The organism is Pseudacidovorax sp. NFM-22 (genome assembly GCF_021401245.1).
In the GTDB taxonomy this organism is placed as follows: Bacteria; Pseudomonadota; Gammaproteobacteria; order Burkholderiales; family Burkholderiaceae_C; genus Xenophilus.
Genome location: NZ_JACBFY010000005.1, coordinates 357,467 through 384,462, shown reverse-complemented (window position 1 = coordinate 384,462; position 26,996 = coordinate 357,467). Strand labels below are relative to the sequence as shown.

Sequence of the window (26,996 nt, the reverse complement as noted above, 5' to 3'; positions counted from 1 at the left end):
CGGCTCAGGCGGGTTCCGCCACGGGCCGCGGCTGCTCGGTCAGCGAATAGCGGGTGAAGCCTCGCTGCAGGGCCGGCAGGGGCAGCACGTCCATGAAGCCGCCGGCCGGTTCCATCGCGATCATGGCGACTGTGGCCGAGAGGTTGCCCGCGAGGGACGACGGCCGGGGCGGCCGGCATACGGCGAAGGGCGTGGCGAAGTCGTCGAAGAAGGCCTGCTTGAGGTCGGCCAGGTCGAGGGTGGGGCCCGCCTCGCGCAGCAGACGCTTCACGCGCCAGTCCCGGTAGTAGCTGTCGGGCATGTTGGCGACGCCCGTGTCCCTGAGCTTGCTGCGTGCCGCCGTGCTGACCCAGTGGTTGGCGTGCACCAGCAGGTCGTCCTCGGGCAGCACGCTGAAGACCTCGTCGGGTGCGCATTCGAAGTCGATGGCGAAGCCTTCCGCGGTGCTCATCATCAGATTGTTGGCGCAGGACTTCGGCGTGTTCACCACCGCGCCCATCGCCTCGGCGAAGTGCTGCTGTTCCAGGATCTTGCGGCGCAGCAGCGAGAGCGGCACGCCGGTCGTGCGGAAGTCCCGTTCGCACTCCAGGTAGTTGGCCGTCAAGGCGATGCCTGCGCTGTTGAGCCCGGAGCGGGCCAGCCCGCCGGCCTCCACGAAGGTCAGGATGTCGGGCCCGTCTTCCCGCTGGACGCGCAGCACGATGCCGGTCTCGATGCATTCCGAGCGCCAGTCCCAGTTCTGGCCGTGAAGCAAGCGCCCGTTGCTGCTGCGCCCGGCCAGGACCACGGCACCCGTGCAGCCCTCCTCGGGTTCGGGCGGCGTGGCGGCCGCGCCACCGGCTCCCGCCTGCCGCCGCGCCTGGGCCACCACTTCGGTGCGGGCGTTGATCATCACCACGTCTCCGAGCGAAACGCCCGCGCCGTCGGCGATGCCGCTCATCTCCTCGAGATAGTGGCTGCCGTAGGCTTCGATGCGCGCGGCGAACTCGGTGGTCAGCTGCCGGCGGAAGGCCTCACCGGCGCCGAGTCCGTCCAGCGCCCGGCCATAAATCTGGGCACTGCGCGCCACCCGATTGGGCACGGCAGCGCCATAGGCGCGTCCGCGCTCGTAGGCCGTGCCGCTGACCGACACGAAGGGAAAGGGGGCAAGGTTGTCCATGGATGAATGTCGCCGGCAGGCGTTGAATGCAGGAGCAGGCCGCACGCCGCCCGGGGCGGGCGGCGCGCGGTTGGGGGCACACGGGGTGTCAGGCGACCTTTCGCAGCGCAGCGTCGATGGTCTCGACGACCTGGGTCATCTGCTCGGGCGAGATGGTCAGCGGCGGAGACAGCACGAGGTTGTCGCCCGCCACCCGGACCAGCACGCCGGCAGCGAAGCAGTGCTCCACGGCTTCTGCCGCGCGGGCGCCCGGCGCCCCCTCCCGGGGGGTGAGCTCGATGGCGGCCAGCACGCCGATATTGCGGATGTCGCGCACGTGCGGCGCGCCCTTGAGCTGGTGCACGGCGGCTTCCCAGGTCGCGCTGATCTGCGGTCCACGGGCGAAGAGGCCTTCCTGTTCGTAGGTGTCGATCGCCGCCAGGCCCGCAGCGCAGGCCAGGGGATGGCCGGAATAGGTGTAGCCGTGCATCAGCTCGACGGCCGCCTCCGGGGCTGCCATGAAAGCGTCGTACACCGCGCTGGAGGCGATCACGCCGCCCATGGGGACGGCGCCGTTGGTCATGCCCTTGGCGCAGGTGATCAGGTCGGGCGTGACACCCAGCGCCGTCGAACCGAAAGGTGCCCCCAGGCGGCCGAAGCCGGAGATGACCTCGTCGAAGATCAGCAGGATGCCGTAGCGGGTGCACAGCTCGCGCAGCCGCTCCAGGTAGCCCACCGGCGGCGGCAGGACGCCGCCCGATCCCGTGACGGGCTCGACGATGACTGCGGCGATGGTCGACGCGTCGTGGATCTGCACGATGGCCTCCAGCTCGTCGGCCAGATGGGCGCCCCATGCGGGCTGCCCACGCGAGAAGGCGTTGTGCGTGAGGTCGTGCGTATGGGGCAGGTGGTCCACATCGCCAAGCAGCGGGCCGAAATCGCGACGGTGGCGCGGAATGCCGGCCACGGACAGTCCGCCGAAGCCCATCCCGTGATACGCCTTGGCGCGGCCGATCAGCTTGATGCGGTTCGCGTCGCCTCGAACCTTGTGGTAGGCCCGGGCAATCTTGAGCGCGGTGTCCACGGCCTCGGAGCCCGAGTTGGTAAAGAACACCCGATCAAGCCCCGGAGGCGCCAGTTCGGCGATGCGCTCGGCCAGCTGGAAGGCCAGCGGGTGGCCCATCTGGAACGACGACACGAAATCCAGGCGCGCCGCCTGTTCCTGGATCGCGCGCACGATCCGCGGCGGGTTGTGGCCGGCATTCACGCACCACAGGCCGGCCATGGCATCCAGGATGCGGCGCCCGTCGTCGGTGACGTAATGCATGCCTTCGGCGGCCACGAACATGCGTGGCTTCGACTTGAACAGCCGGTTGGCGGTAAACGGCATCCAGTAGGGTTGGAGGCTGTCGTTCGCAGAACCGGCGAGGTCAGCGTTGTCGGGGTTCAGGGGGTCAGGGCGCATCCGTTTGCTCCATAGTGCTCAAATGAATTTTGATGCAATATAAAACAATGCGCAAGACCTGATTCACGGGTCCTGCTGAGCGCGCGTCAGGACCGACGCCTGCTCCAGATGTCGACGGATAAGTGCGGCGGCCACTTCGCGCTGATCGAGCTCCAGCCGGTCCAGGATTTCCAGGTGTTCGAGGCAGGAAACACGCACGCGGTCCTGGCCGTAGGCCCAGTCGTAGTTCGAGAAACGGCGCATGCGGCTCTGCTGCCGGATGGCATTCAGGATGAAGCGGTTGCCGGAGGCCTGGGCCAGGCCTTCATGGAAGGCGGCATTCATCTCGAACAGGGCAATGCTGGACGTCTCGCTCCATGGCGCCTCCAGGAAGGTCTTGTGCTGCCGACGCATTTCCTCGACCCAGCCCGCGTCGAGCCGGAAGCCGGCGGCGATGACGCAGGCCGGTTCGATCAGCAGGCGGAACTCGTAGCTTTCCCGGCGGGCCTCTCCGTCCAGGATGGGAAGAAAGGCCCAGCCGTGGCCCGGTTTGCGCTCGGCCATGCCGATTTCCGACAGCTGGCCGAGCACGCGCAGCAGCAGCGGCCTGCTCACGCCGTACCGGCGCATCAGGTCGGCTTCTGAGACCTCGGCCGGCAGGCGTCCACCATGGCGGTCACCGGCGATGCGCAGACAAAGCTGGTCGATCTCGTTCGGCGGGGTGGCGGAGGGTGCGTCGAGTTCGGGCAGCGTGCGCACACTGAAGCCGCGCCGGGGCTCGTTGTCGAGCACGCCCCTGCGCGCAAGCTCCTCGAGCACGGCGCGCACCGGGGTGCGCGAAACCTGCAGGTGGCTGGCCAGCGCCATTTCGGTCAGGCGGTCGCCCACGCGCAGTCCGGAGGTGCGGATGTACTCCAGCGTGCGAGGCAGCAGATCGCGCTGAAGGCGCGAGGGGCCAGCGGAATCGGCAACGATTTCTTGCATATCCTTATGCTGCATCATATAGTCTCAAAAAACAATCCAGTCTTCGCTGACTACCCGGAACCGCACCATGTCCGATCGGCCCCTTGCCCGCTCTGCCTCCTCATCGCCTGCCCATCGATCGGAGGCGGCCCCGTCGGAGGCGCTTCACAGGCTCGATGCTGCCACCATGGCAGCCCGGGTGGCCAAACGGGAGCTGACCGCTGCGGCGCTGGTGGAGGCCGCGTTGGCGCGCATCGAAGAGGTAAATCCGGCGGTGAACGCCGTGGTCCGGCGGATGGACGACGAGGCGCGACGGGCGGCCGAACTCGCCGACCGCGCAGCGGCCGACGGGCAGCCATTGGGGGCCCTGCATGGGGTGCCGGTGACGGTGAAGATCAACATCGATCAGCGGGGGCATCCCACCGACAACGGCACGGCGCTCTATCAGGACCTGGTCGCTGCCGCCGACAACCCCGTGGTTGCCAACCTGCGCGCAGCGGGGGCCATTGTCGTGGGCCGCACCAATGCGCCGGTGTACTCGATGCGCTGGTTCACCGACAACACACTGCATGGCGCCACCTACAACCCCTGGCACCGCGAATACACGGTGGGCGGCTCCTCGGGTGGCGCCGCGGCGTCCGTGTCGAGCGGCATGGTTCCCATCGCCCATGGCAACGACATCGGCGGCTCGGTGCGCTACCCCGCCTTCTGCAATGGCCTGGTGGGCCTGCGGCCCTCGTACGGGCGCGTGCCTTCGTTCAACGCCACGGCCAAGGGAGCGGGTTCGGTGGCATCTCAACTGATGGCGGTGCAGGGGCCCATCGCGCGGACCGTGCGGGACGTGGAGCTGGCATTCGCCGCGATGGCGGTGCCGCATATCGACGATCCCCGCACAGGCACGATGCCTGCGCCGCTCCAGCCCGCACCACGCCGGGCCGCGGTGCTCGCGCGCAGCGCCTGGCCCGACTGCCATCCCACCGCGGCTCGCGCGGTGGAACAGGCGGCGCAGGCGCTGGCCGCCGCCGGCTGGGACGTGGTGGAGGCGGTGCCGCCCGGCCTGGACGAGCTCCACCGGATGTGGGCGGCCATCACCATCCCGGACCTCATGGGTGCACTGGAGCCCGTGCTTCCCGCGGCGGGCGATCCGAACATCGTGACGGCGGTCGCGTACTGGCGCCAGGCGCTCGGAGAGTTCACGGCCGCCGATGGGCTTGCCGCGGTCGCTCGACGGCATGGCTTGCTGCGGCAATGGCAGCGCCTTCTGGCCGAATGGCCGGTGATCGTGATGCCGACTTCGCTGCAGCCGCCCTTTGCCCGACTGGCGGATGTGGAGTCGCCCGCCATGGCGGCACAGGTCATGCGTGCACAAGCTCCGCTGCTGGCGATCTCGGTGCTGGGCCTGCCCGCGCTGTCGGTGCCCACCGGCCTGGCGGGTGTCGATACCGTGCACGGCCGCATCGACCTGCCCACCGGTGTGCAGCTGGTGGCCGCCCCGGGGCGAGAAGACCTGTGCTTTGCCGCCGGCTTCGTGGTCGAAGCGGCCATGCCGCGGCTGTGCCCCATCGATCCGCGCTGACCTGCCCCAGAGAGGCCTTGCACCATGCACAAGCGAACCGGCCACGGCGCCCAGCTGTCCTACTACGACATCGGCCGCACGGCCGTCCAGGTCTGCGCCGCCGACCTGCGCTTCTCGTACTGCGCCTACGTGCCCGAAAGCTATGACGAGCGCGGCACGGAGCGCCTTCGCCTGCTGGTGGTGGTGCATGGCACCCGCCGCGACAACGGCGCCTGCAGGGACGACTTCATCGACCTGGCCGAACGCCACCGGCTCCTGGTGCTGGCGCCGCTTTTTCCTGCCGGCATCACCTCGCCGCGCGAGTTGTCGAGCTACAAGCGGCTGCGCGGCGCGAACGGTGAAGGGCCTGCGTACGACCTGGTCCTGCTGTCGATGATCGAGGAGGTGTCCCGCATCTACCGGCTCGACGCGCAGCGCTTCCACCTCTTCGGCTTTTCGGGCGGCGGGCACTTTGCCCATCGCTTTCTCTATGCCCATCCGCAGCGGCTGGCGGCGGTGTCCATCGGTGCGCCGGGCATCGTGACGCTTCTGGATGCGCAGACGCCCTGGCTGGCGGGCGTGGGCGACTTCGAGCGAATCTTCGGCAGACCCCTCGATCTGGACGCCATCCGCAAAGTCGCGGTCCATATGGTCGTCGGCGGCGAGGACACCGACACCTGGGAGATCGCGCTCTCGCCGCGCCACCCGTGGTGGCAGCCGGCGTTCGAGACGCACGGCCACAACCGACTCGAACGCATGGTGGCTCTGAAGACGAGTCTGCAGATGCATGGCGTCGAGGTCCGCCACGACATCGTGGCCGGTGCGGATCACCAGCAGAAGCCATTGCTGCCGTCGGTGAAGGCCTTCTTCGCCAGCTGTCTCGGATCGCCCCCGTCGGCCGGATGACTGTCCGGCTGACGCCTCCTGTCGCTCTCTTCCACAGGTGCATCGCCTGTGCCCACCCCCACCCCACCATAGGAACACGGACACCATGAAATCACCCATCTCGATCGGGCTTCGCTGCGTGCTGCTCGCCGCCAGCGTGGGGGCCGCGCTCGCGCCCGCTGCGGGCCGGGCGGCGGATGCCCCGAAGCGGGGCGGTACCTTGGTCATCGCCGTCAATGCCGATCCGCGCAGTCTGGAGCCCGGTATCAATCGCGACTCCAATTCGGACATCGTGGTGAATCACCTCTTCGAAGGTCTGGTCGGCTATCGGACCGATCTGAGCGTGGGGCCGGCGCTGGCCAACAGCTGGTCGATCTCGCCCGACGGCCTGAGCTACACCTTCAAGCTGCGCGAAGGCGTGAGCTTCCACAACGGCGAGAAGCTGAGCTCGGCGGCCGTGAAGTGGAGCTGGGAGCGCAAGATGTCCCAGGCGAACTGGCTGTGCGCCCGCTTCTTCAATGGCCAGGCGGGCCTCAAGGTCGAGGCGGTCGAGACCCCCGATCCATCGACCGTCGTCTTCAGACTGGCGAAGCCTTCCGGGCTGTTCCTCACGCAACTGGCCAATGTGCAGTGCGGCGTGCTGGTTGCCAGCCCGGCGAGTGCGGGTGCCGATGGCAGCTGGACGCCGATCGGGACCGGGCCATTCAAGATGGGCACGTGGAAGCGCGGCGATGCCTTGAGCCTGAGCCGTTATGAAGGCTATGTTCCCTCCAAGGAGCCGGCCAGCGGCTATTCGGGGGCACGCATCGCCTATGTGGATGCCGTGCGCTTCCAGGTGATCCCCGATGCCGATGCGGCTTCGGCAGCGGTGAAGACCGGTGCCGTGGACATCATTCCCGATCTCGACTCGAGCAAGATGGCGGAACTCAAGGCCGCTGGTGTCAAGGTGATGACGGCGCCTGGCCTGACCTGGTCGGCGCTGCTGATCCAGACCGACGACCCGCTGCTGAAGAACCAGAGCCTTCGGCAGGCCATTGCCCATGGCATCGACCTGGCGCAGCTCACGGCGGTGCGCAGCAACGGCCTGGCGAAGCCCAATCCTTCGGGCGTGGCGGAAAGCATGCGGGCCTTCTCGCCGGAATTCCTCGAATGGCCCAAGTACGACCCCGCCGCCGCCGCGGCATTGATCCGCAAGGCGGGCTACAAGGGCGAGGTGATCAAGCTGCAGACCAACAAGCGCACGGTGGGCATGTACGACAGCGCCGTGATGATCCAGGCGATGCTCAGCGCCGTCGGGCTCAATGTGCAGCTCGAGGTGCTGGACTGGTCTGCGCAGCTCGACAACTACGTCAACGGCCGCTTCCAGCTGTCCTCCTTTGCGTTCTCGCCGCGTTTCGATCCGAGTCTGATGTATGCGGCGTTCGTTGCGGACAAGGCCACGGCCAAGTGGGCGCAGTGGGGCAGCCAGAGCGCGCGCGAGCTGCTGGAGGAGAGCTCATCGATCACCGACCAGGATGCCCGGGCTGCCATCTTTCGACGCATGCATGCGCAGATGCGCGTCGAGGTGCCGATCATCGGCCTGTTCTACGCACCGACGGTCGAAGCGGTGGGGCGGTCCGTTCGCGGTTATCAGCCATGGGCTTCTGGCCGCCCGCTGGCCTGGGGGGCGTGGAAGGAATAAGGGCGCCGGTTGCTCGCCGGGCCCGCCGCTTACGAAAGGGGCTGCCGGCGATGTCCGCCTCGCTGCGGACGCGAAGGACGCCGTTCGGGGATCAAGGCGCTGGTGGTGCGTCCCGATCGGTGTCCTCAGCTCAATGACCAGGCGCGCTTGATCGCGCCCCATGCTGACATCAGGACCGGCTCGCTCAATCGCCGACGCAGTGCAACCACGCGAAGCGTGCAGGGCAACTGCACCTGCCGTGCAAGCGTCAGGCCATGCGCATGGCTTTCGCGGATGGCGATGGAGTCGCGCACCAGGCTGAGGCCCACACCTGACTTCAGCAGGTCCAGCATCGACGCCTCCTGGTCGACCATCGCCACCCAGAGTGGCGTGAGGCCCAGCGGCCCCAGAACGCCTTGCAGCAGCCGATGGTGGACCGACTGCTTCGGCGTTGCGAGCCAGGGCAGCGCGGCGAGCGCACGCCAGTCCCGATTGGCGACGTCCCAGCCCGCCGGTGCGACCACGCGATAGGCGAAGCGCGTGAGGGCCAGTGACGCGACCGGGCCCGGCCGACCTGCCGCTTCGTGCGCGTCCTCGTCATCGGTCGACAGGTAGAAGCCCATGTCCAGCTCGCGGCTGCGAACCTGGGCGCGTACGTTGCCGCTCATCGCCTGACGGAGTTCGGTCTCCACGTGCGGCGCCGCTTCCACGAGTTCGCGCAGGAAGACGCCCAGTCGCGTGAACTCCGGATCCAGGATGGTGCCGATTCGCAGCCGTCCGCGGACGACGGCACGCAGGCCGAGGGCCGCCTGTTGCAGGTCGCTCGCGGCCATCAACACCTTCTCCGCCCGGGGCAGCAGCGCCGCGCCTTCGGCCGTGAGCGTGACACCGCGCGCGGCCCGCACGAACAGTTCGACGCCGGCCTCCTCGGCCAGCCGTTTCAGCTGAAGGCTCACGGCGGGCTGGGTGAGATGCAGCAGCGCTGCCGCACGCGACACATTGCCTTCGCGGGCGGTATAGACGAATGCGCGAAGCAGCTGCGGGTCCTGGAAGGCTTGCCTCATATACGTGGAATTTATATCAGCGCCGCGAGTACTCATTGGACGTCCGGGGCGACGCCAGGCTCCAATCCGCAATGTCTCGGTCGCACCGACCCCCTGGCGACCCATCCCCTGCAGCACCATCCCGATCCCTTCGTCGACATGCCTTCGTCCACCGCAGCCGCTTCGCCGTTCCGAGGTACCGCGTCCAACACCACCTTCGACTACATCGTCATCGGCGCCGGCACCGCCGGCGCATTGATGGCCAACCGCCTGAGCGCCGACCGCGGCAAGCGCGTGCTGCTGCTGGAGGCCGGCCGCAAGGACGACTACCACTGGATCCACATCCCGGTGGGCTACCTCTATTGCATCGGCAACCCCCGCACCGACTGGCTCTACCAGACCGAGCCCGACGCCGGCCTCAACGGCCGCGTGCTGCGCTATCCGCGCGGCAAGACGCTGGGCGGCTGCTCCAGCATCAACGGCATGATCTACATGCGCGGCCAGGCCCGCGACTACGACGGCTGGGCCCAGATCACCGGCGACGACGCCTGGCGTTGGGACAGCGTCCTGCCCGCCTTCAAGCGCCACGAGGACCACTACCTCGGCGACGCCGGCCAGCCCGGCGCGGATGACCCCGAGTTCGCCCGCTTCCACGGCCACGGCGGCGAATGGCGGGTGGAGAAGCAGCGCCTGCGCTGGGACATCCTCGACGCCTTCGCGCAGGCCGCGCAGGAGGCTGGCATCCCGCACTCCACCGACTTCAACCGCGGCAGCAACGAAGGCGTGGGCTACTTCCAGGTCAACCAGAAGGCCGGCTGGCGCTGGAACACGGCCAAGGCCTTCCTGCGACCGACCTGCTTCGGGCGGCCCAACTTCGAGCTGTGGACCGGCGCCCAGGTGGCCCGCCTGCTGATCGAGCCCACGCCCGAAGGCGGCCGGCGCTGCACCGGCGCACGGGTGTGGAACGGCCGCGAGATGGTGGAGGTGCACGCCACGCGCGAGGTGATCCTGTGCGCAGGCGCCATCGGCTCGCCACAGATCCTGCAGCTGTCGGGCATCGGCCCGGCCGAGCTGCTGCGCGCGCAGGGCATCGAGGTGCAGGCGGACCTGCCCGGCGTCGGCGCCAACCTGCAGGACCACCTGCAGATCCGCGCCGTGTTCAAGATCAACGGCGCGCCGACGCTGAACGTGCTCGCTTCCAGCCTGGTGGGCAAGGCGCGAATCGGCCTCGAATACGTGCTGCGCCGCAGCGGCCCCATGAGCATGGCGCCCTCGCAGCTGGGCGCCTTCACCCGCAGCACGCCCGACCGGCCCTGGCCCAACATCCAGTACCACGTGCAGCCGCTGTCGCTGGACGCCTTCGGCGATCCGCTGCACAGCTTTCCGGCCTTCACGGCCAGCGTGTGCAACCTCAACCCGACCAGCCGCGGCACGGTGCGGCTGAAGACGCCGCGCTTCGAGGATGCGCCGGCCATCGCGCCCAATTACCTCTCCACCGACGAGGACCGCCAGGTGGCGGCCGACTCGCTGCGCGTGACGCGCCGCATCGCGGCACAGCCGGCGCTGGCCCGCTACCAGCCGCAGGAATGGAAGCCGGGCACGCAGTACGAGAGCGACGAAGACCTGGCCCGCCTGGCCGGCGACATCGCGACGACCATCTTCCACCCGGTGGGCACCGCGCGCATGGGCGCGAACGGGGATGCGCAGGCCGTGCTGGATTCACGGCTGCGCGTGCGGGATGGCCGGGGCGGCCTCATTGCGGGCCTGCGGGTGGTCGACGCGAGCGCGATGCCCACCATCACCAGCGGCAACACCAACAGCCCGACGCTGATGATCGCGGAGAAGGCGGCGGGCTGGGTGCGGGCGGATGCCGGTGGTTGAAGCGGCTGCGCATGGTGGTTCGCCGCTTTCTGTGTCGCAGAGTCGTGCGGGTAATCCCGTACGCTGATAGAGTGTTGCCAATCGCGGCGCGGCATGCCCCGCCGCAACCATCAACCCCGGAGCAGGGAAGCTCCCAACGACTCGCAGGCAGTCGTTGGGAGCTTTTTTTTTGGAGATTGGCAAGCGTGAGCACATCCCAGGCGCGAACATGGCAGGTCGGAGTTCTGTTCTCCACCACAGGCGTGACGGCTGCCGTCGAGCGGACGCAGCAGGCGGCCACCTTGCTGGCCATCGAGGAAATCAACCAGGCCGGCGGCGTCCTTGGACGACCGATCGAGCCGGTTGTGCGCGACCCCGAGTCGCGCCCCAAGCGCTACGAGGAACTGGCCCGGGAAATGTGCGATGACCAGGGCGTGCGCGTGATTTTCGGCTGCCACATGTCCAGCACCCGCAAGGCCGTCCTGCCGGTGGTGGAGGCCCACCGCGCATTGCTGTTCTACCCCACGCTCTACGAGGGTTTCGAATACTCCCCGCACTGTGTGTACACGGGTGCGGCGCCCAACCAGAACTCGGTGCAGCTCGTGCGGTACCTTTCACGGAACTTTGGCAAGCGCCTGTTCCTCATCGGCTCCGACTACGTGTATCCCTACGAATCGAACCGCATCGTCGGCGACCTCTTCCGGCAGTCGGGCGGGCAACTGATCGACGAGATGTATGTGCCACTGCGCGTGGCGGACATCGACATGGCGAAGGTCATACGGCGCGTCAAGGCTGCACGGCCGGACGTCATCTATTCGACTGTGGTGGGCGACGGCATCGCGCGCTTCTATCAGGCCTATCGCGAGGCAGGATTCGACCAGCGCACCCATCCCATCGCCAGCCAGTCGACGCAGGAGGCCGAGATTGCCCAGATGCCGGTCGAGGTGGCCGAGGGCAGCATCACGGCTGCACCGTATTTCTCGACCATCGACACCCCGGCCAACCATGAGTTCGTGCGTGCCTACCGCGCGCGCTTCGGCGCCGAGCTGCCGATCACGGCCTGTGCCGAAGCCGCCTATTTCCAGGTGAAGCTCTATGCGCAGACGCTGGCCCGCGCCGGAGACGACAGGCTGGATTCGCTGCTGCTCCACCTGCACGAGCATGAATTCGATGCGCCACAGGGCCGTGTGCGGATCGACAAGGAGAACCACCACACCTACCTCTGGCCACGTGTGGCGCGCATCGATGCCCAGGGCATGTTCCGGGTCGTCGACGACCCTGGCATCCGGGTCAAGCCCGATCCTTATATGTACGAGAGCCGCTTCGATCCGCTCTACGAGCGGACGGCCTGAGGAGACTGATCGCATGGCCATATCGCTGCTGCGCGAGCTGCCCGAACTCAAGGTGGTCGTCGTCCATCCGCCCGACAGCGAGGGCGACGCACTCGTGGCCCACTTGCGGCGCGTGGGCTGCATGGTCAGCGTGGCATGGCCGGTCCCGGCCGTGCTCGCCGCCAACACCGACGTGCTCTTCCTGTTGACCGAAGGCGAGAGCCGGCACGCCATCGAAGTCCTGCTCAAGTCGCTGCCGAAGCCGGGCCCCACGGTGATCGCGGTGCTCAACTACGAGGACCCGACGACGCTGCAATTGGTGCTGGAAAGCGGCGCCTGCGCCGTGGTCCAGAAGCCCATCAAGCCCTTCGGCCTGCTGGCCAGCCTCATCGCCGCGCGCAGCATGTGGGCCGAGCGCCAGGCCCTGCTCAAGGAGAACCGGAAGCTGCGGCGCAAGATCGCCAGCGACCAGGCGATGAGCCGCGCCAAGACGATCCTCATGGCGTCGCGCAACATCAGCGAGGAGGAAGCCTACGAAGCCATCCGTGGGCAGGCCATGTCCAAGCGACTGTCCATGGAGCAGGTGGCTACATCGATCATCAACATGGAAAGTTTGTTGCACGTCGCAAAGTGACCGTATAAGATCGTTGCACCTTGCAGGCAGACCTTTCTGCCGCATGGTGGCCTCACCCCCCTTGAGCAATCAGGCCTGGTGAGGTCGATCCAGGCGACGATGTCCGTCCCCCTGGAACTTGGCAAGGAAGCCCACACTGCAGCAAGCGCTGCGCTGTGGGTTTTTTTTCGCCCGCCCTCGACAGTGCCGTCGACTGGTTTGCTTGACTCAGGTTCATCAACTTCTGGCGTTCGTCAGAGCACGACGCCGCACGTCTTGAGGGTTCAGCCATGTTGACCATTTCCCGCCGCCGCCTGCTCGCCGCTTCGGCAGCATCCACCGCTGCCGCCGCAGTGACCGCCCCTGCCTGGATCCGTCCGGCCTTCGCCGCGGACACCATCAAGGTGGGCGCGCTCTATTCCCAGACGGGTGGCCTGTCCATCGTCGAGAAGATGCTGGCCAACGCCGTGCGGCTGGCCGTCTCCGAGATCAACGCCACCGGTGGCGTCATGGGCCGTCCGGTCGAGGTCGTCTTGGAGGACGGTGCGTCCGACCCCAAGACCTTCAACGAGAAGGCCTCCAAGCTGGTGACGCGCGACCGCATCGAGACGGTGTTCGGCTGCCACACCTCGGCCAGCCGCAAGGCGGTGCTGCCAGTCTTCGAGCGGCGCAATGCCATGCTGTTCTACCAGACCCACTACGAAGGCTTCGAATGCTCGAAGAACGTGGTCTACAGCGGCGCGGTCGCCAATCAGCAGCTGGGCAACTACATCCCCTGGATCGTGCAGAAGCTGGGCAAGAAGAAGTTCTTCATCGTCGGCTCCAACTACGTCTATCCGCGGGAGATGGCGAAGGTCAGCAAGAAGCTGATCGAGCAGGCCGGCGCGACCTGGGTCGCCGATGAGTACCTCGAGCTTGGCCATTCCGAGTGGGCCAGCATGGTCCGCAAGATCAAGGAATCGGGTGCCGACGTGGTGCTGTCGAACGTGGTCGGCGACTCGCTCGTGGCCTTCTACCGCGAGTACAAGAATCAGGGCATGTCGCAGGCCGTCGTGCCGATCTGCGCCACCGTCACCAGCGAGATCGAGATTGCAGCCATGGGCCCCGAATATGCGGCCGGCAGCTACACCTCGGTGCCGTACTTCATGTCCATCGACACGCCCGCCAACAAGTCCTTCATCGAGCGCTACCGCAAGTTCGTGAATGACCCGAAGGCCGTCACGTACCACTCGCTGGAGGCGGCCTACTTCCAGGTCTTCCTGTGGAAGCAGGCGGTGGAGGCGGGCAAGTCCACCAGCGCGGATTCGATCCGTGCCCGCATCGGCGGCCAGAGCTTCGATGCACCCGGCGGCAAGGTCCGGATCGACCCCGACAGCCTGCATGCCTGGGTCACGCCGCGCATCGGCCAGTGGCAGGCCGACGGCCAGAGCAAGGTGGTCGACGCTGCGCCGGGGCCGGTGCGTCCGCTACCGTACTTCGCCTATGGCGAGACCAATGACAACCTGATGTGCACGCCCAAGGGCGCGGCCCAGGTCAAGGCCTGACCCCATTGCCGCCACCGCCCGCGCACGGGGTGCGGGCGGCGCGGCATCGTCCTTCGGAACTCGCGAGATGCTCGACGTCCTCCTGATCGGCCTGAGCGTGGGCTCGATCCTTCTACTGGCCGCCCTGGGCCTGGTCATCATCTACGGCGCCATGGGCGTGGTGAACATGGCCCATGGGGAAATGGTCATGATCGGCGCGTACTGTGCCGTGCTGGCGCAGATCTGGCTCGGCTGGAGCCTGTACGCCGCGATCCCGCTGGCCTTCGTGGCGGCGGGTCTGCTGGGCTTCCTGATCGAACGCTGCGTGGTGCGCCGCCTCTACGGGCGGCTGGGCGACACGCTGCTGGCGACCTGGGGCGTGGCCATCCTGGTGCAGCAGGCGGTCCGGCTGGAGGGCGGCCTTGCCTTCTTCGGCATCCACATCCAGGGCCTGGGCCCGGGGCTGCAGAACATGCCCGTGCCGGCGGAACTGCAGGGCGCCATCGAGCTGGGCGGCGTGTCGATCAACGCCTACCGCGCCTTCATCGTGGCCTGCACCGTGGTCCTGACCCTCGCCACCTGGCTGCTGATGTACCGCACGCGCATCGGCATGCAGGTGCGCGCCATCATCCGCAATCCGCGCATGGCGGCTGCCTGTGGCATCGACGTGGAGCGCGTCAACGCCTGGACCTTCGCCTTCGGCGCGGGGCTGGCCGGCATCACCGGCGTGCTGGTGGCTGGCTTCAAGACGGTGTCGCCCGACATGGGGACGTCCCTGGTGGTCGACAGCTTCCTGGTCGTCGTGGCCGGCGGTGTCGGCAGCCTGCTCGGCGCCGTGCTGATGTCGCTGGGCTTGGGCGAGATCAACGGCGTCGTGGCCGCCCTGTCCAACGACATCGTCGCGCGGGCTGCCATGTTCGGCCTGGTGATCGTGCTCATCATCGCGCGCCCCAACGGGCTGTTCTCGTTCAAGGGCCGCTGATCCATGCATTCGACACTCGATCGGCGCGCGACCTTCGCCGCCTATGCCGTCTTCGTGCTGTGCGTGCTCGCGGCACCGCTGCTGCTGGATGGTTTCTGGCTCAACCGTCTCGCCAAGTACCTGGTCTACGGCATGCTCGGCATCGCCATCGCCATGTGCTGGGGCTATGCCGGCATCCTCAACCTCGGGCAGGGGCTGTTCTTCGGCCTCGGTGCCTACATGCTGGCCATGTCACTCAAGATGGCCAGCCCCGCCAGCCTCCAGCACGGGGGCAACGGGCCGGTGCCGGACTTCATGCTGTCCAACGCCGAGCCCGGCGCTGCCATCGACCTGTGCTGCATCAACCCGATGGCCTTCCTGTGGTCACCGTTCAGATACCAGTCCTTCGGGCTGTTGATGGGGCTGGTGCTGCCGGTCATCGTGGCCTTCCTGCTCGGGTTGGTCATGTTCCGCAAACGCATCGCGGGCGTTTTCGTGTCGATCATCACGCTGGCGCTCGTGCTGCTGGTGCGGCTGCTGCTGGTCGATGCCCAGCCGCTGACGAACGGCTTCAACGGCCTGTCGGACCTGGCCTGGCTGAAGTTCGGCGGCTTCGAGTTCGACCCCTACAGCCCGGCCACCTACTACCTGGTCGCGTTCGCGCTGCTCGCGGTGCTGATTGGCGCCCGGTTGCTGCTGGCCACCCGTGCCGGCTTGATCCTGCGCGCCACGGCCGCCGATCCGCAGCGCGCGCGCTACCTGGGCTTCGACGTGGCGCACTACCAGGTGTTCTTCTTCAGCCTGTCGGCCGGCATCGCGGCCCTGGCCGGGATGTTGTACGTGGTCGTGGCCGAATTCGCGTCGCCCACCTTCATGGACCTGGCCTTCTCCATCACCATGGTTGTCTGGGCGGCGGTGGGTGGCCGCGGTTCGCTGCTGGGGGCCTGCCTCGGCGCCATCCTGATCAACATGCTGGAGTCGACGGCGAGCGAGACCCAGTCGCTGGTGGAGGCCTGGCGCGTCATCGTCGGGCTGGCCTTCGTGCTGGTGGTGCTGTATTTGCCGATGGGCTTCGGCGGCTGGGCCCACGACCTGTTGGCGCGCTGGAACGCGCCGGCGCGGCCCAAGGCGGGAGGCCCGGCATGACGGCGACCCCCGCACTCGAACTCCGATCGCTGGGCGTGAGCTTCGGTGGCTTCAAGGCCGTCGACGGTGTTTCGCTGCAGGTGGCCGAAGGCGAACTGCGCGTGCTGCTGGGCGCCAATGGCGCCGGCAAGACCACGCTGATGGACCTGATCTCCGGCAAGACGCGCAGCTCGCAAGGGCAGGTGCTGCTGTACGGCACTGACATCACCAACCGCCCTGAGTACCGCGTGGCGCGCGCCGGCATCGGACGCAAGTTCCAGATCCCGAGCGTGTTCCGTGAACTCACGGTGCGCCAGAACCTCGGCGTGGCCGCGACGCGCGAGCCCTCGATCCTGCGCAACCTGCGCTGGGGCTTCGGCCGCGCGGCCGAGTCGGGCATCGACGAGATCCTGGCGCTGACCGGGCTGGAGGCGCTGCAGCAACGGCAGGCCGCGGACCTGAGCCACGGCCAGACGCAATGGCTCGAGCTGGGCCTGCTCATCGCGCAGAAGCCCAAGGTGATCCTGCTCGACGAGCCGACGGCGGGCATGACCCATGCCGAGACCAGCCGGACGGCCCAGATCCTCAATGCCCTGCGCGGCCGCCAGACGATCCTGGTGGTCGAGCACGACATGGCCTTCGTGCGCGACATCGCCGAGAAGATCACCGTCCTGCACCTGGGCAAGGTGCTGGCCGAAGGCAGCGTCGCGCAGATCGAACGCGACCCCCGGGTCCGCCAGGCCTATCTCGGCTCCCACGGAATCGCCGCATCATGCTGAAGCTCACCGCCGTCAACAGCTACTACGGCCGCAGCCACGCGCTGCAGGACGTCAGCCTGGACATCCCGGCCGGCCAGGTCACCGCCATACTCGGGCGCAACGGCATGGGCAAGACCACGCTGCTGCGCACGCTCATGGGCAGCATGGTGCGCTCCACCGGCGCCATCGAACTCGAAGGCCGCGCCATCGGCGGCCTGGCCACGCATCTGCGTGCGCGCAGCGGCATCGCCTACGTGCCGCAGGGCCGCGAGATCATCGCGGACTTCAGCGTCCGGCAGAACATCCTCATGGGCTGCTTCGCCGGACGCGGGCCGGTGGCCATTCCACCGTTGGCGCTGGAACTCTTTCCCTACCTCGCGGCCAACCTGGACCGGCCCGGCGGCGTGCTCTCCGGCGGCCAGCAGCAGCAGCTCGCCATCGCGCGGGCACTGGCCGCGCATCCGCGCGTGATGCTGCTGGACGAGCCGAACGAAGGCATCCAGCCCTCGGTCGTCGAGGAGATCGAGGCCGCCATCGTCCGGCTCAACCGGGAGTTCGGCATGACGATGGTGCTGGTCGAGCAGAACATCGACTTCGCCCGGCGCGTGGCCAGCCGCTTCGCGATGTTCGAGAAGGGCGCGGTCGTCGAAAGCGGCGCCATCGACCGGCTGACCGACGAGGTGGTGGACAGGCACATGACCTTCTGACCGCACGCCGGCGCGGCTTCGCCCGCGCCGTTCCACGCCCATCCTGCGCCTTGCGCGCAGCCACGCGGTGCCCTTCGGCGCTGTCGTCCTTCCCCCGTGCCGTCCGCGGTGCGGAGCCCTGTCGCAACCTTCACAAAGGAACGCTTCCGTGAGTACCCTCGAATCCGCACAGAATCCGCCGGCCGCAGGCCTCGCCGGCATCGACCTCGGCGCACTGACCGTCGATGCCGTGCAAGCCGGTTTCCGCAGCGGCGCCTTCACCGCCGAAAGCCTGGCGCGCGCCTGCCTCGCGCAGATCGACACCTACAACGCGCACTACAACGCCATCATCTTCCTCAACCCCCTGGCCATCGACGACGCGCGCGCCATCGATGCACGCCGCGAGGCGGGCGAGGCGCTCGGCCCACTGGCTGGCGTGCCGGTCGTGGTCAAGGATCCGATGGACATGGTGGGCTTCCCCACCACGGCGGGCTGGTCGCTGCTGCACAGCAAGACCGGCGGCGTGGACCTGTTCCCGGCCACCGACTCGCCGGTGGTCGCACGCATGCGTGCCGCCGGCGCCGTCATCCTCGGCAAGACCAACGTGCCAGTGCTCAGCCACACGGGCACCCACGCCGACGACAGTTGGGCGGGCCCGACGCTGAATGTGGCCATCGATGGCCGTGTGCCCGGTGGCAGCAGCGCGGGCACGGCCGCGGCCGTCGCCGCCAACATGGTGGTGCTGGGCTTGGCCGAGGAGACGGGCGGCTCGATCCAGAATCCCGCGTCCGCGCAGGACCTGGTCGGCATCAAGCCCACCATCGGCCTGGTGCCCAATGCCGGTGTCATGCCGCTCTCCGGCAACCGCGACGTGGTGGGACCGATCGCGCGCAACGTGCGGGATGCGGCGCTCTGCCTGGATGTGCTGGCCGGCTACAGCGCCGAAGACCCCAAGACGCTGGCCGGCGTGGGCAAGAAGCCCGTCGGCGGCTACACGTCGCTGCTGTCCACCGACGCCCTGCGCGGCGTGCGCCTCGGCCTTTACGGTCCGGGCTGGCGCGACCAGCCGCTGTCGCCCGAGGCCAGTGAGCTCTATGCCCGCGCCGCCGACGAGTTGCGCAGCCTGGGCGCCGTGCTCGTGGAGGACCCTTTCGCCGGCACCGACTTCGCGTCGCTGCGCCAGCCGACCGCGCCGCTGCCGAACTTCGATGCCCGCGGCATGGAGTCGGTGCCCTACGACCTGCACCGGTACCTGCAGCGGCTGGGCCCCGATGCGGCGCTGAAGACCTTCGACGAATTCGCCCGCGCCACGGCGGCCCAGGGCGCGTTCGAGCCGGGCGGCGTGCTGCATTTCATGCACAGCTTGCCGCAGTTCGTGGCCTGCCTGCGCGATCCTTCGGCACCGCCGGACCTGTCGGACTTCATCGCGCTCAAGGCGCGCTACCTTCAGATCGTCGATGAGGTGTTTGCCCGCGAGCGGCTGGACGGGCTGGTGTTTCCGCAGATGCGGGAGGAGTTGCCGCAGGTGCGTACCGGCACGATCCAGGAGACGACGGTGGGCGAGCTCAACATCGCCGGCCTGCCCGCCGTCACGATGCCGGCGGGCTACTACCGGTCGGGTGCGCCGTTCGGGCTGCTGTTCCTGGGTCGGCAGTGGAGCGAGCCGCAGCTGCTTGCGCAGGCCTATGCCTACGAGGTTGGCACGCGCCATCGCCGCTCACCGTCGCTCAAGGCCCAGGCAGCGCGATCCTGAGTGGCGCCGGGCGGCGGTGGGCAGCCTGGCATGCGTCCTAGGCCTGATTGAGAGAACCGATGATCGACCCGTCGGTGAAGCTGCTCTCCTTCATGTCCGTCTTTTCACCGAAAGCGGACTCTACTCAACCTTCAATTGCAACTCCCTGCGGGGGGAGGGTAAGGGGGACCCGCTGTGGGTGCTGGCGCTGGTGGAAGAGCCAGCGGACTCACGGCGGCCCACGCCGCCCGTCCGGCTACATCATCCGCGCATGCAGATTCCCCAGGATCCACAGCGTGCCGCCCACCATCAGCACGATGATCAGCGCGGTGAACAGGATCAGCTGCAGGTCGTCGCGCGTGGAGCGGCCCAGGCCGATGTGCAGGAAGAAGCGGAAGTGCATGGCCACCTGCACCAGCGCGGCTGCGCCGATGACGGCATAGGCGCTCAGGCCGGTGGCCCAGCCGCCGGCCACCAGCGCGAAGGGCAGGGCGGTCAGCAGCACCGAGAGGGCGAAGCCGATGAGGTAGGCGCGCAGCTCGCGGCGCTTCTCCTGCCGGACGTCCTCGCCGTGCGCGAATGCCCGCCCGGCCTGACCGGCGTCGCGCGGGGCGTCCGAATCGGACGGGTGTCCGCTCATGCCAGGCCCCCCAGGTAGACGACCGAGAACAGGAAGATCCACACCACGTCCAGCATGTGCCAGAAAAGGCCCAGCCGCAGCAGGCGCAGCTTGACGGGCCGCTGCACGCCGAACACGCGCACCTGCACCATCATCACGCCGATCCAGAAGCACCCCAGGGCCACGTGCAGGCCATGGGTGCCCACGAGCGCGAAGAAGGACGACAGCCAGCCGCTGTGCTGCGGCACGGCGCCCTCTGCCGCCAGGTGCGCGAACTCGCGCAGCGCCAGGCCCAGGAAGGCCAGCCCGAGCAGCAGCGTGAGCCCCAGCCACAGCTGCAGGCGGCGCACCGGTGCGCCGTACTTCATGGCGATGGAGGCCATGCCGAAGCTCAGGCTCGACAGCAGCAGCAGCGCGGTCTGCGCGCCCACGCTGCGCAGCTCCAGCACGTCGCGCGGGCCGGGGCCGCCGTTCGTCGCGCCGAGCATGGCGGCGTAGGTCGCGAAGAGCAGGGCGAACAGCACCAGGTCGCTCATCAGGAAGATCCAGAAGCCGAAGACCGTCTCTTCCGCCTCGCGATGGGCCGGTGCGTCGGTCTGGCCAAGGTTGATGCCGGGATGCCGGCTGGGGGGCGCGGCGCTCATACGCCGGCCGCCTCGGCCATGCCGCGGTTGGCGGGGCTCGCCTCGGCCTCGCGGCCCGTGCGCGGCAATGCGCGGGCGAAGGCGAGCCAGGCCTGGTCCTGCCGGCGCACCTCGGCGGCGGGGATGCGGTGCAGGGTGTCGGTGGCAAAGCTGCGCGCGACCACGGCACCGGCTGCCACCACCAGGCCCGCCACAGCCAGCCACCACATCCACCAGACCAGGCCGAAGCAGGCCGCCGCCAGCCCCACGCCCATCACCACGCCGGTGCCTGTGTTGCGGGGCATCTCGATGTCTTCGTAATCGCGCGTGAGCGGGTAGGCGGTGTCCGCGGCCTTGGCGGCATGGAAGGCGTCACGGGCGTGCACCACGGGCAGCACCGCGTAGTTGTAGTGCGGCGCCGGACAGGGAATGGACCACTCCAGCGTGCGCGCATTCCAGGGGTCGCCGCCCGGCACGGCCAGCGCGGCGCGCTGGCGGACGGAGACGATCAGCTGCACGCCCAGCGACACCAGCGCCGCCAGCAGGAACACCGCGCCGATGGCCGCGACGATGGTGTAGGGCAGGTACTGGGGCTCGAAGAAGGCCTGGCTGCGGCGCGGCATGCCCATGAGGCCGAGCGGGTACAGCGGCAGGAAGGCCAGGCAGAAGCCCGTCACCCAGCAGCCGCAGGCGATGCGGCCCCAGCCCTCGTGCAGCCGGAAGCCGAAGGCCTTGGGGAACCAGTAGGTGTAGGCAGCCAGCAGGCCGTAGAGCAGGCCGGGGATCAGCATGTTGTGGAAGTGCGCGACCAGGAACACCGAGTTGTGCACCTGGTAGTCGATGGCCGGGTTGGCCAGCAGCACGCCGGTGAGGCCGCCCACGACGAACAGCACCATGAAGGCCAGGGCATAGAGCATGGGCACCGACAGGCGCACCCGGCCGCGGAACATGGTGAGGATCCAGTCGAACACCTTCACGCCGGTGGGAATGCCGATGGCCATGGTGGCGATGCCGAACACGGCGTTGAGCTTGGCGCTCTGGCCCATGGTGAAGAAGTGGTGCACCCACACGGTGAACGAGAGCACGGCGATGCACATGGTGGCCGCGATCAGCGAGTCGTAGCCGTAGAGCACCTTGGACGAGAAGTTGGAGATGACCTGCGAATACACGCCGAAGGCCGGCAGGATGAGGATGTAGACCTCCGGATGCCCGAACAGCCAGAACAGGTTGGCGAAGTTCATCATGTTGCCGCCGGCATCGTTGGTGAAGAAGTGCATGCCGGCGTAGCGGTCCAGCGCCAGCAGCCCGGTGGCCACGGTGAGCGGCGGCATGGCGAAGATCATCAGGATGGCGGTGCACAGCGCCGTCCAGCAGAACAGCGGCATGCGCATCAGCGTCATGCCCGGGCAGCGCCGCTTGTAGACCGTGACCGCCACGTTGATGCCCGTCATGGTGGAGGCGATGGAGCCGAGCGTGACGGCCCAGATCCAGTAGTCCGGCCCCACGCCCGGGTTGAAGGCGGCCTCGGTGTACGGCGGATAGCCGCTCCAGCCGCCGGTGGAGAACTTGCCGAGGACCAGCGACACCATCATCAGCCCGGCGCCGCCCGCCGTGAGCCACAGCGACATCGAATTGAGCAGCGGAAAGGACACGTCCCGCGCGCCCAGCTGCAGCGGCAGCACGAAGTTGATGAGGCCCGTCAGGAAGGGCATGGCCATGAAGAAGACCATGATCGAGCCGTGCGTGGAGAAGAGCTGGGCGAAATGCTCCGGCGGCAGAAAGCCGGGGCTGTCCAGGGCCACCGCCTGCTGCGCCCGCATCAGCGCGCCCTCGATCACGCCGCGCGACAGCATGACCAGCGACAGCACCACGTACATGATGCCGATCTTCTTGTGGTCCAGGCTGGTGAGCCATTCGCGCCAGAGCCAGCCCCAGCGGCCCAGCCAGGTGAGCAGGCCGGCGACGCCCAGGGCACTGAGCACGACGAGCGAGGCCGCGGCCGTGGCGATGGCACTGTAGAAAGGCAGGGCGTCGAAGGACAGGCGTCCCAGCACGACGCCCCACCAGCCGTCATGGATGGGCATGGGCCGCTCCGGTGTGAGGATGGGGAAGGGCCGGCCGCGATTGCGCGACCACGCCGTCGAAGAGGCCCGGCGGAACGGCCGAAAAGACGAGGCCCTGCTCCGGGTCGACGCCGAAGTGCCGTTGAAGGTCGGCGAGCTGGCCGGGCCGGGCCACGCGGGCATAGGCCGCGGCGTCGAGGGGTCGGCGTGCGGCGCGGGCCCGCACGATCCAGCGGGCGAAGTCCGCCGGCGGCATGGCGCGGGCCTGGAACTTCTGCGCCTGGAAGCCGCTGCCGTTGAACTGGGTGTTCTGGCCCAGCAGCACGCCGGGTCGGTCGGCCAGCAGGTTCAGCTCGGTCACCATGCCGGCCATGGCGTAGATCTGGCTGCCCAGCGCGGGAATGGCGAAGGACTGCATCACGGTGCCACTGGTGAGGCGGAAGTGCACCGGCCGCCCCACCGGCAGCGGCAACACGCCGATGGCGGCCACCTGCTCCTGTGGATAGACGAACAGCCACTTGTAGTCGAGGCCGATCACCTCGACCTCCAGCGGCGGCTGGTCCGACGCGATGGGCGCATAGGGGTCGAGCGCGACGGCCTTGCGGACGATGAGCGTCGCCAGGATGACGACCAGCAGCACCGGCACGCCCCACAGCGCGATCTCGATCGGCCACGAGAACTTCCAGTCCGGTTGGTAGGCGGAGCGGCGCGCACTGCGCCGGTAGCGCCAAGCCATGAAGGGCACGAGCAGGATGGCAGGCAGCACCACCACCATCATCCAGCCCGTGACCTCGAAGAAGAGATCGCGCTGCGTGGCGGCCACCGGCCCGTGCGGATGCAGGAAGCCGATGCTGCCGCAGCCCGCCAGCAGCAGCGCCAGGGCAGCCAGCACCGCGCGTCGAAGCGTGGCAGGCACGGCCAGTCGATGGCACCCAGGGCGTAGCCCCGCGCGACCCTCTCGCCGTCGTCGATCAGCGCATCGTCTTCCAGGGGCGGTGGTCACGCGAGGGGCTGCCGGTGGGTGGAAGGTCGGCTCAGCGGCGGCGCAACCCGCCGAGTGCCGGTGCGCGTCAGCCGGTCGGGGTCGCGCGAAAGCAGGGCCGCGTCGTAGCCGGAACGGGCTCGTACGTCGGCCGTCGCCCGGCCCACGCCGGTGTCTGCGCCGGTGATCACTGCAGTCTTCATCGCTGGCGGCATCCTTGTCGTCCATTGTGTTGGGCGGTTTGGGGCCCGACGGCGCGGTCGCGCCGCTGGCCGACGTGCCCCCCGGCGACTGTCTGACCTGAACACGCGCGTCGCGCGCTTGACTGTGGCGCACATTCCACTGGCATGTGGTTCCCGAGTCCATCGCCCGCAACGCTCAGTGCGGATGCGCAGCACGACAGCGCGGTCGGCTGTGTATCCTCGGCTGGGGACGTCCAGGAGCCAGGAAGCGCCATGACCACGAACTACATCGAAACCTTCATCGCCGTGTCTTCCGACTGCACCGCATCCAGAGGCGAAGTGCCATCGAAGGCTGGCTCCATCGCGCAGCTTCAGCACCAGCTCCTGACCGCGCAGCCCTACCACTTCACCAGCGACGACCTGCTGTTCGAAGTCCACGCCATCCGCCACGCCGTTGCCCCGGAAGATCGCGCGCAGGCACGCGCAGCGTTCTTTTCCAAGCCCCAGGCCTGCCTGCGCGCTTCGCCCCTGGTCAAGCAGTTCGGCTGGGGTCTTCACCATGACGCCGAATCGAAGGTCGCTGCCTACGACGTGGCCACCGAGGCCTACCGCGAACTGATCACGCGCAAGAACCTGAAGATCGTGGCCGGAATGCGCAATCACCGGGCCGCCGGGCTTCCTCGCCAGGCGGGACCCTCGGGACGTGAGGGCACGGACTCGTGACCTGCGGGCGATAGCTCCCCGCCACGGCCAGGTTGAATCTTGCGCAGCACGCGCCGACGGCATGTTCGCCTCGGCCGGCTTGTAGGCAAACGTTTCCATGGACGCAGCAATGTCGGGCGGGGCGCATGAACACGCGGCGCCTGCCGGGTCAGGTTCAGAAAGCACCGGCCTGTGTCAGTCGCCCAGTGCATCGATTGACCGGCTGTCCTGGCTCCGGGCGGTCCAGCGAAGTACCGGGCTGGAGCCAGCGTGACACAAAAAAAAGACCTGCGAGCGCAGGTCTTCATGAAGCTTGGAGTACCTCGCCCGGCTTACCAAAGGGAGGTGAGGTGGGGGTCACCCTGCAGCCGGGCAATGAGGCATCAGCTCAAGTGTTTCCCGACAAGGCCGGTCATCTCGAACATCGTGACCTCGTCCTTCCCCATCACAGCCTTGAGCTTGGCGTCGCACAGGATGTTCCGCTTGTTGGCGGGGTTCTGGAGGTTGTTCGCCTTGATGTAGTCCCAGATCAACTTGGTGACTTGCGTGCGCGGCTGCGGCTGCGAGCCGATGATGGCCGCCAGTTCTGCGCTGGGGGTCATGGGACGTGCGAAGCCGCTCTTGGGTTCTGCCATTGGATTCCTTTGTAAAGGTCCAGAGTCTACGAAAGCCTGGCATGCCGACCTTGCGGGCATCGCCTGTGCGGCTGCAACTCGCGCGGCGTACCGGCCGGCTGCCGCTCTGCCAGGTCGCGGCCGACGGCTGCGCACCGCCCAGCCTGCGGCCTGCGACGGGTGAGGGAGGTGCTATCGTTTCCGGCCCTTCCCCATCGCGCCTCCACGACCGACCATGCCTGTCGATGCCTCATCCCGTCCCGCCGCGCCCGCGCCGCGCAAGCGGCCTGTCCGCAAGGCCACCGTGCCTGCGCCGTCGGTGGATGCGGAGACGGAGAACATGGACGCCGAAATGGACGAGGGCGCTGGCGGCGGCGGGGCGCGGATGACGCAGGCCGAGCGCCGCGCACTGGCCGAGCGGCGCATCCTGGACGCGGCGCTGGAGCTGGTCGCACGCCGCGGCTCGGTGCGCATGACGCTGGCCGAAGTGGGAGAGGCCGCCGGCTACAGCCGCGGCCTGCCGGCGCATCGCTTCGGCAGCAAGACGGGGCTGTTGCAGAGAGTGGTGCTCAACATCGGCGCGCGCTTCGAGGCACGGCGCCTCGCGCTGCCGCAGCACCGCCCGGGGCTGGATGCGGTGCGCAGCCTGGTCTCCACCTATTTCGTCCGCGACGACACCCGCTGGATCGAGACCCGCGCCCTGCTGGTGATGATGACCGAGGGCTTCATGGAGGACTCGGAACTCAACCCCTACATCGGCGAATACATCCGCAGCAGCATCTCGCGGCTGGAGCAGCACATCCGCGACGGCATCGCGCTGGGCGAGATCCGCGCCGACATCGATCCGACCACCGCCGCCACGCTGCTGCTGGGTGCCCTGCGCGGCGTGCTGCACCAGCGGCTGGTGCTGGGCGACCTGCGGCTGGACAAGGTGCGGGACCTGGCCCTACAGATGGTCGACAGGACCTTGGCGCCGCATTGACGGCGGCCCGTCGGGCTCAGCCGCCGCGGCCTGCCCGCGCGCGGGCCCAGTCGTCCGGTCCCCAGGCCAGCAGGTCTTCGGCGCCGGAGGTACGCAGGTGCTGGCCGCCGTCGATGGCGATCATCTCGCCGTTGATGTAGGCCGCGCTGTCGCTCACCAGGAAGGCGGCCAGTTCGGCCAGCTCCGGCGGCCGGCCGACGCGGCCAAGCGGGTTGGCGGGATAGGGGGCGGCTGCCTCCGCACCCGGTGCCGCACTGGCAAATGCCCGCCCAGCCGTCGGGTCTAGCGCCTGGCCCGCGCCCGTCGTCGGGAAGGGCCCGGGCGCGATGGCCACGCTGCGGATGCCGTGAAGGCCCCACTCCACGGCCAGGCTGCGTGTCATGGCCAGCAGTGCCGACTTGGCCATGGCCGAGGGCACGGTGAAGGCGCGTCCGGTGCGGGTGGAGGTCGACAGGATGCTCAGCACCACGCCTGGCCGGCCGCTGTCGATCCAGCGTCGGCCTGCCTGCAGCGTGCAATACAGCGCGCCGTGCAGCGTGGGGCCCAGGATGGCGTCGGCCGCGCGGGCACTCAGGCGTTCGGTCTGCGCGATGAAGGTGGCCGCCGCGTTGTTGACCAGCACATCGAGCGGGCCTTGCAGCCAGGCTGCATCGAACATGGCTTCGACGGCGGCAGGATCGCGCACATCGCAGGTCAGTGTCTGCACGCTGGCGTCATGGCGTGCCACGAGGCCGTCGCGTGCGGCCGCCAGCAGCTCGGCCCGGCGGCCGCACAGCACCAGCTGTGCGCCCAGCGCCGCGAAGCGCTCGGCCATGGCGAGCCCGAGGCCGCTGCCGCCGCCGGTGATGAGGATGCGCCGTCCGCGCAGCAGTCCGTCTCGAAGCATGGTGTGGCCCGGGGCCCGCGATGCGGGCGTTGTTGCGAAAGAGAAGGCGCGAGCGAGGCGCGCCGC

The 26,996-nt window shown here is 68.5% G+C and carries 25 protein-coding genes; 14 read left to right on the top strand and 11 right to left on the bottom strand.

What is annotated here, in order from left to right:
* Positions 1 to 4 precede the first annotated feature (4 nt).
* The 3 genes from L0984_RS19375 to L0984_RS19365 form a co-directional block, all read right to left on the bottom strand.
* On the bottom strand, positions 5 to 1,159 hold the full coding sequence (locus L0984_RS19375; protein ID WP_234195504.1) for a C45 family autoproteolytic acyltransferase/hydolase: 1,155 nt from the start codon (positions 1,157 to 1,159) through the stop codon (positions 5 to 7).
* Between the two features lie 88 nt (positions 1,160 to 1,247).
* Positions 1,248 to 2,603, bottom strand: coding sequence for an aspartate aminotransferase family protein (locus L0984_RS19370; protein WP_370646086.1), 1,356 nt, complete (start codon positions 2,601 to 2,603; stop codon positions 1,248 to 1,250).
* A gap of 63 nt (positions 2,604 to 2,666) precedes the next feature.
* A complete protein-coding gene (locus tag L0984_RS19365; protein WP_234195502.1) occupies positions 2,667 to 3,584 on the bottom strand; it encodes a GntR family transcriptional regulator in 918 nt (305 codons plus the stop codon).
* Positions 3,585 to 3,633: 49 nt separating this feature from the next.
* Between L0984_RS19365 and L0984_RS19360 the strand changes: the two genes are divergently transcribed.
* The 3 genes from L0984_RS19360 (at position 3,634) to L0984_RS19350 (ending at position 7,666) form a co-directional block, all read left to right on the top strand.
* A complete protein-coding gene (locus tag L0984_RS19360) occupies positions 3,634 to 5,121 on the top strand; it encodes an amidase (protein WP_255697498.1) in 1,488 nt (495 codons plus the stop codon).
* Positions 5,122 to 5,145: 24 nt separating this feature from the next.
* Entirely contained in the window at positions 5,146 to 6,006 is an 861-nt protein-coding gene (locus L0984_RS19355) for a PHB depolymerase family esterase (RefSeq protein ID WP_234195498.1), read from the top strand.
* A gap of 85 nt (positions 6,007 to 6,091) precedes the next feature.
* Positions 6,092 to 7,666, top strand: coding sequence for an ABC transporter substrate-binding protein (locus L0984_RS19350; protein WP_234195497.1), 1,575 nt, complete (start codon positions 6,092 to 6,094; stop codon positions 7,664 to 7,666).
* A 125-nt stretch (positions 7,667 to 7,791) separates the two neighbouring features.
* On the opposite strand, the gene L0984_RS19345 is transcribed toward L0984_RS19350, so the two are convergent.
* Positions 7,792 to 8,709 carry a LysR family transcriptional regulator gene (locus L0984_RS19345; RefSeq protein ID WP_234195495.1) on the bottom strand — a complete coding sequence of 306 codons (918 nt, stop codon included), beginning with the start codon at positions 8,707 to 8,709 and terminating at the stop codon, positions 7,792 to 7,794.
* A 138-nt stretch (positions 8,710 to 8,847) separates the two neighbouring features.
* On the opposite strand from L0984_RS19345, the gene L0984_RS19340 reads away from it, so the two are divergent.
* From L0984_RS19340 to L0984_RS19300, 9 genes are all read left to right on the top strand, one after another.
* Positions 8,848 to 10,569 (top strand): GMC family oxidoreductase, encoded by a 1,722-nt coding sequence (locus tag L0984_RS19340; RefSeq protein WP_234195493.1) that lies wholly within the window; start codon positions 8,848 to 8,850, stop codon positions 10,567 to 10,569.
* A 185-nt stretch (positions 10,570 to 10,754) separates the two neighbouring features.
* A complete protein-coding gene (locus L0984_RS19335) occupies positions 10,755 to 11,900 on the top strand; it encodes a transporter substrate-binding domain-containing protein (RefSeq protein WP_234195492.1) in 1,146 nt (381 codons plus the stop codon).
* Between the two features lie 13 nt (positions 11,901 to 11,913).
* Positions 11,914 to 12,513: an ANTAR domain-containing response regulator gene (locus L0984_RS19330; RefSeq protein WP_234195490.1), complete on the top strand. Its 600-nt coding sequence runs from the start codon at positions 11,914 to 11,916 to the stop codon at positions 12,511 to 12,513.
* Positions 12,514 to 12,782: 269 nt separating this feature from the next.
* Positions 12,783 to 14,036 (top strand): transporter substrate-binding domain-containing protein, encoded by a 1,254-nt coding sequence (locus L0984_RS19325; protein WP_234195488.1) that lies wholly within the window; start codon positions 12,783 to 12,785, stop codon positions 14,034 to 14,036.
* A 67-nt stretch (positions 14,037 to 14,103) separates the two neighbouring features.
* Positions 14,104 to 14,997 carry an urea ABC transporter permease subunit UrtB gene (gene urtB / locus L0984_RS19320; protein ID WP_234195486.1) on the top strand — a complete coding sequence of 298 codons (894 nt, stop codon included), beginning with the start codon at positions 14,104 to 14,106 and terminating at the stop codon, positions 14,995 to 14,997.
* 3 nt (positions 14,998 to 15,000) lie between these two features.
* The gene (urtC, locus tag L0984_RS19315; RefSeq protein ID WP_234195485.1) at positions 15,001 to 16,122 is read left to right on the top strand and encodes an urea ABC transporter permease subunit UrtC; all 1,122 of its coding nucleotides are present in this window, start codon (positions 15,001 to 15,003) and stop codon (positions 16,120 to 16,122) included.
* Entirely contained in the window at positions 16,119 to 16,880 is a 762-nt protein-coding gene (urtD, locus tag L0984_RS19310; protein WP_234195484.1) for an urea ABC transporter ATP-binding protein UrtD, read from the top strand. The genes urtC and urtD overlap by 4 nt, the downstream gene beginning before the upstream one ends.
* Complete coding sequence (urtE, locus tag L0984_RS19305) at positions 16,874 to 17,566, top strand: urea ABC transporter ATP-binding subunit UrtE (protein WP_234195483.1); 693 nt, start codon at positions 16,874 to 16,876, stop codon at positions 17,564 to 17,566. Before urtD ends, urtE begins: the two co-directional genes overlap by 7 nt.
* Before the next feature lie 148 nt (positions 17,567 to 17,714).
* Complete coding sequence (locus tag L0984_RS19300; RefSeq protein ID WP_234195482.1) at positions 17,715 to 19,298, top strand: amidase; 1,584 nt, start codon at positions 17,715 to 17,717, stop codon at positions 19,296 to 19,298.
* Between the two features lie 235 nt (positions 19,299 to 19,533).
* Here the strand turns inward: L0984_RS19300 and cyoD are convergent, their stop codons facing one another.
* The 5 genes from cyoD to L0984_RS30015 form a co-directional block, all read right to left on the bottom strand.
* On the bottom strand, positions 19,534 to 19,917 hold the full coding sequence (cyoD, locus tag L0984_RS19295; protein WP_234195481.1) for a cytochrome o ubiquinol oxidase subunit IV: 384 nt from the start codon (positions 19,915 to 19,917) through the stop codon (positions 19,534 to 19,536).
* A complete protein-coding gene (locus L0984_RS19290; RefSeq protein WP_234195479.1) occupies positions 19,914 to 20,540 on the bottom strand; it encodes a cytochrome c oxidase subunit 3 in 627 nt (208 codons plus the stop codon). Before L0984_RS19290 ends, cyoD begins: the two co-directional genes overlap by 4 nt.
* A complete protein-coding gene (locus L0984_RS19285; protein ID WP_234195834.1) occupies positions 20,537 to 22,573 on the bottom strand; it encodes a cbb3-type cytochrome c oxidase subunit I in 2,037 nt (678 codons plus the stop codon). The genes L0984_RS19290 and L0984_RS19285 overlap by 4 nt, the downstream gene beginning before the upstream one ends.
* Positions 22,574 to 22,589: 16 nt before the next feature.
* Positions 22,590 to 23,498 (bottom strand): ubiquinol oxidase subunit II, encoded by a 909-nt coding sequence (locus L0984_RS19280; RefSeq protein ID WP_234195477.1) that lies wholly within the window; start codon positions 23,496 to 23,498, stop codon positions 22,590 to 22,592.
* Positions 23,499 to 23,581: 83 nt separating this feature from the next.
* On the bottom strand, positions 23,582 to 23,767 hold the full coding sequence (locus L0984_RS30015) for a hypothetical protein (RefSeq protein WP_370646085.1): 186 nt from the start codon (positions 23,765 to 23,767) through the stop codon (positions 23,582 to 23,584).
* A gap of 252 nt (positions 23,768 to 24,019) precedes the next feature.
* On the opposite strand from L0984_RS30015, the gene L0984_RS19270 reads away from it, so the two are divergent.
* The gene (locus tag L0984_RS19270; protein ID WP_234195475.1) at positions 24,020 to 24,469 is read left to right on the top strand and encodes a DUF6157 family protein; all 450 of its coding nucleotides are present in this window, start codon (positions 24,020 to 24,022) and stop codon (positions 24,467 to 24,469) included.
* Positions 24,470 to 24,831: 362 nt separating this feature from the next.
* Here the strand turns inward: L0984_RS19270 and L0984_RS19265 are convergent, their stop codons facing one another.
* Positions 24,832 to 25,083 carry an SWIB/MDM2 domain-containing protein gene (locus L0984_RS19265; protein ID WP_017759560.1) on the bottom strand — a complete coding sequence of 84 codons (252 nt, stop codon included), beginning with the start codon at positions 25,081 to 25,083 and terminating at the stop codon, positions 24,832 to 24,834.
* A 214-nt stretch (positions 25,084 to 25,297) separates the two neighbouring features.
* Here L0984_RS19265 and L0984_RS19260 point away from each other — a divergent pair, with 214 nt between their 5' ends.
* Positions 25,298 to 26,044 carry a TetR/AcrR family transcriptional regulator gene (locus L0984_RS19260; RefSeq protein ID WP_234195473.1) on the top strand — a complete coding sequence of 249 codons (747 nt, stop codon included), beginning with the start codon at positions 25,298 to 25,300 and terminating at the stop codon, positions 26,042 to 26,044.
* 16 nt (positions 26,045 to 26,060) lie between these two features.
* Here L0984_RS19260 and L0984_RS19255 read toward each other — a convergent pair whose 3' ends face one another.
* The gene (locus L0984_RS19255) at positions 26,061 to 26,930 is read right to left on the bottom strand and encodes an SDR family oxidoreductase (protein ID WP_234195471.1); all 870 of its coding nucleotides are present in this window, start codon (positions 26,928 to 26,930) and stop codon (positions 26,061 to 26,063) included.
* Between the last annotated feature and the right edge of the window lie 66 nt (positions 26,931 to 26,996).

What these genes read in the sequence shown, in the direction of transcription:
- L0984_RS19375 (WP_234195504.1), bottom strand. Translation starts at nt 1,159, where the DNA reads ATGGACAACCTTGCCCCCTTTCCCTTCGTGTCGGTCAGCGGCACGGCC.
- L0984_RS19370 (WP_370646086.1), bottom strand. Translation starts at nt 2,603, where the DNA reads ATGCGCCCTGACCCCCTGAACCCCGACAACGCTGACCTCGCCGGTTCT.
- L0984_RS19365 (WP_234195502.1), bottom strand. Translation starts at nt 3,584, where the DNA reads ATGATGCAGCATAAGGATATGCAAGAAATCGTTGCCGATTCCGCTGGC.
- L0984_RS19360 (WP_255697498.1), top strand. Translation starts at nt 3,634, where the DNA reads ATGTCCGATCGGCCCCTTGCCCGCTCTGCCTCCTCATCGCCTGCCCAT.
- L0984_RS19355 (WP_234195498.1), top strand. Translation starts at nt 5,146, where the DNA reads ATGCACAAGCGAACCGGCCACGGCGCCCAGCTGTCCTACTACGACATC.
- L0984_RS19350 (WP_234195497.1), top strand. Translation starts at nt 6,092, where the DNA reads ATGAAATCACCCATCTCGATCGGGCTTCGCTGCGTGCTGCTCGCCGCC.
- L0984_RS19345 (WP_234195495.1), bottom strand. Translation starts at nt 8,709, where the DNA reads ATGAGGCAAGCCTTCCAGGACCCGCAGCTGCTTCGCGCATTCGTCTAT.
- L0984_RS19340 (WP_234195493.1), top strand. Translation starts at nt 8,848, where the DNA reads ATGCCTTCGTCCACCGCAGCCGCTTCGCCGTTCCGAGGTACCGCGTCC.
- L0984_RS19330 (WP_234195490.1), top strand. Translation starts at nt 11,914, where the DNA reads ATGGCCATATCGCTGCTGCGCGAGCTGCCCGAACTCAAGGTGGTCGTC.
- L0984_RS19325 (WP_234195488.1), top strand. Translation starts at nt 12,783, where the DNA reads ATGTTGACCATTTCCCGCCGCCGCCTGCTCGCCGCTTCGGCAGCATCC.
- urtB (WP_234195486.1), top strand. Translation starts at nt 14,104, where the DNA reads ATGCTCGACGTCCTCCTGATCGGCCTGAGCGTGGGCTCGATCCTTCTA.
- urtC (WP_234195485.1), top strand. Translation starts at nt 15,001, where the DNA reads ATGCATTCGACACTCGATCGGCGCGCGACCTTCGCCGCCTATGCCGTC.
- urtD (WP_234195484.1), top strand. Translation starts at nt 16,119, where the DNA reads ATGACGGCGACCCCCGCACTCGAACTCCGATCGCTGGGCGTGAGCTTC.
- urtE (WP_234195483.1), top strand. Translation starts at nt 16,874, where the DNA reads ATGCTGAAGCTCACCGCCGTCAACAGCTACTACGGCCGCAGCCACGCG.
- cyoD (WP_234195481.1), bottom strand. Translation starts at nt 19,917, where the DNA reads ATGAGCGGACACCCGTCCGATTCGGACGCCCCGCGCGACGCCGGTCAG.
- L0984_RS19290 (WP_234195479.1), bottom strand. Translation starts at nt 20,540, where the DNA reads ATGAGCGCCGCGCCCCCCAGCCGGCATCCCGGCATCAACCTTGGCCAG.
- L0984_RS30015 (WP_370646085.1), bottom strand. Translation starts at nt 23,767, where the DNA reads ATGAAGACTGCAGTGATCACCGGCGCAGACACCGGCGTGGGCCGGGCG.
- L0984_RS19270 (WP_234195475.1), top strand. Translation starts at nt 24,020, where the DNA reads ATGACCACGAACTACATCGAAACCTTCATCGCCGTGTCTTCCGACTGC.
- L0984_RS19265 (WP_017759560.1), bottom strand. Translation starts at nt 25,083, where the DNA reads ATGGCAGAACCCAAGAGCGGCTTCGCACGTCCCATGACCCCCAGCGCA.
- L0984_RS19260 (WP_234195473.1), top strand. Translation starts at nt 25,298, where the DNA reads ATGCCTGTCGATGCCTCATCCCGTCCCGCCGCGCCCGCGCCGCGCAAG.
- L0984_RS19255 (WP_234195471.1), bottom strand. Translation starts at nt 26,930, where the DNA reads ATGCTTCGAGACGGACTGCTGCGCGGACGGCGCATCCTCATCACCGGC.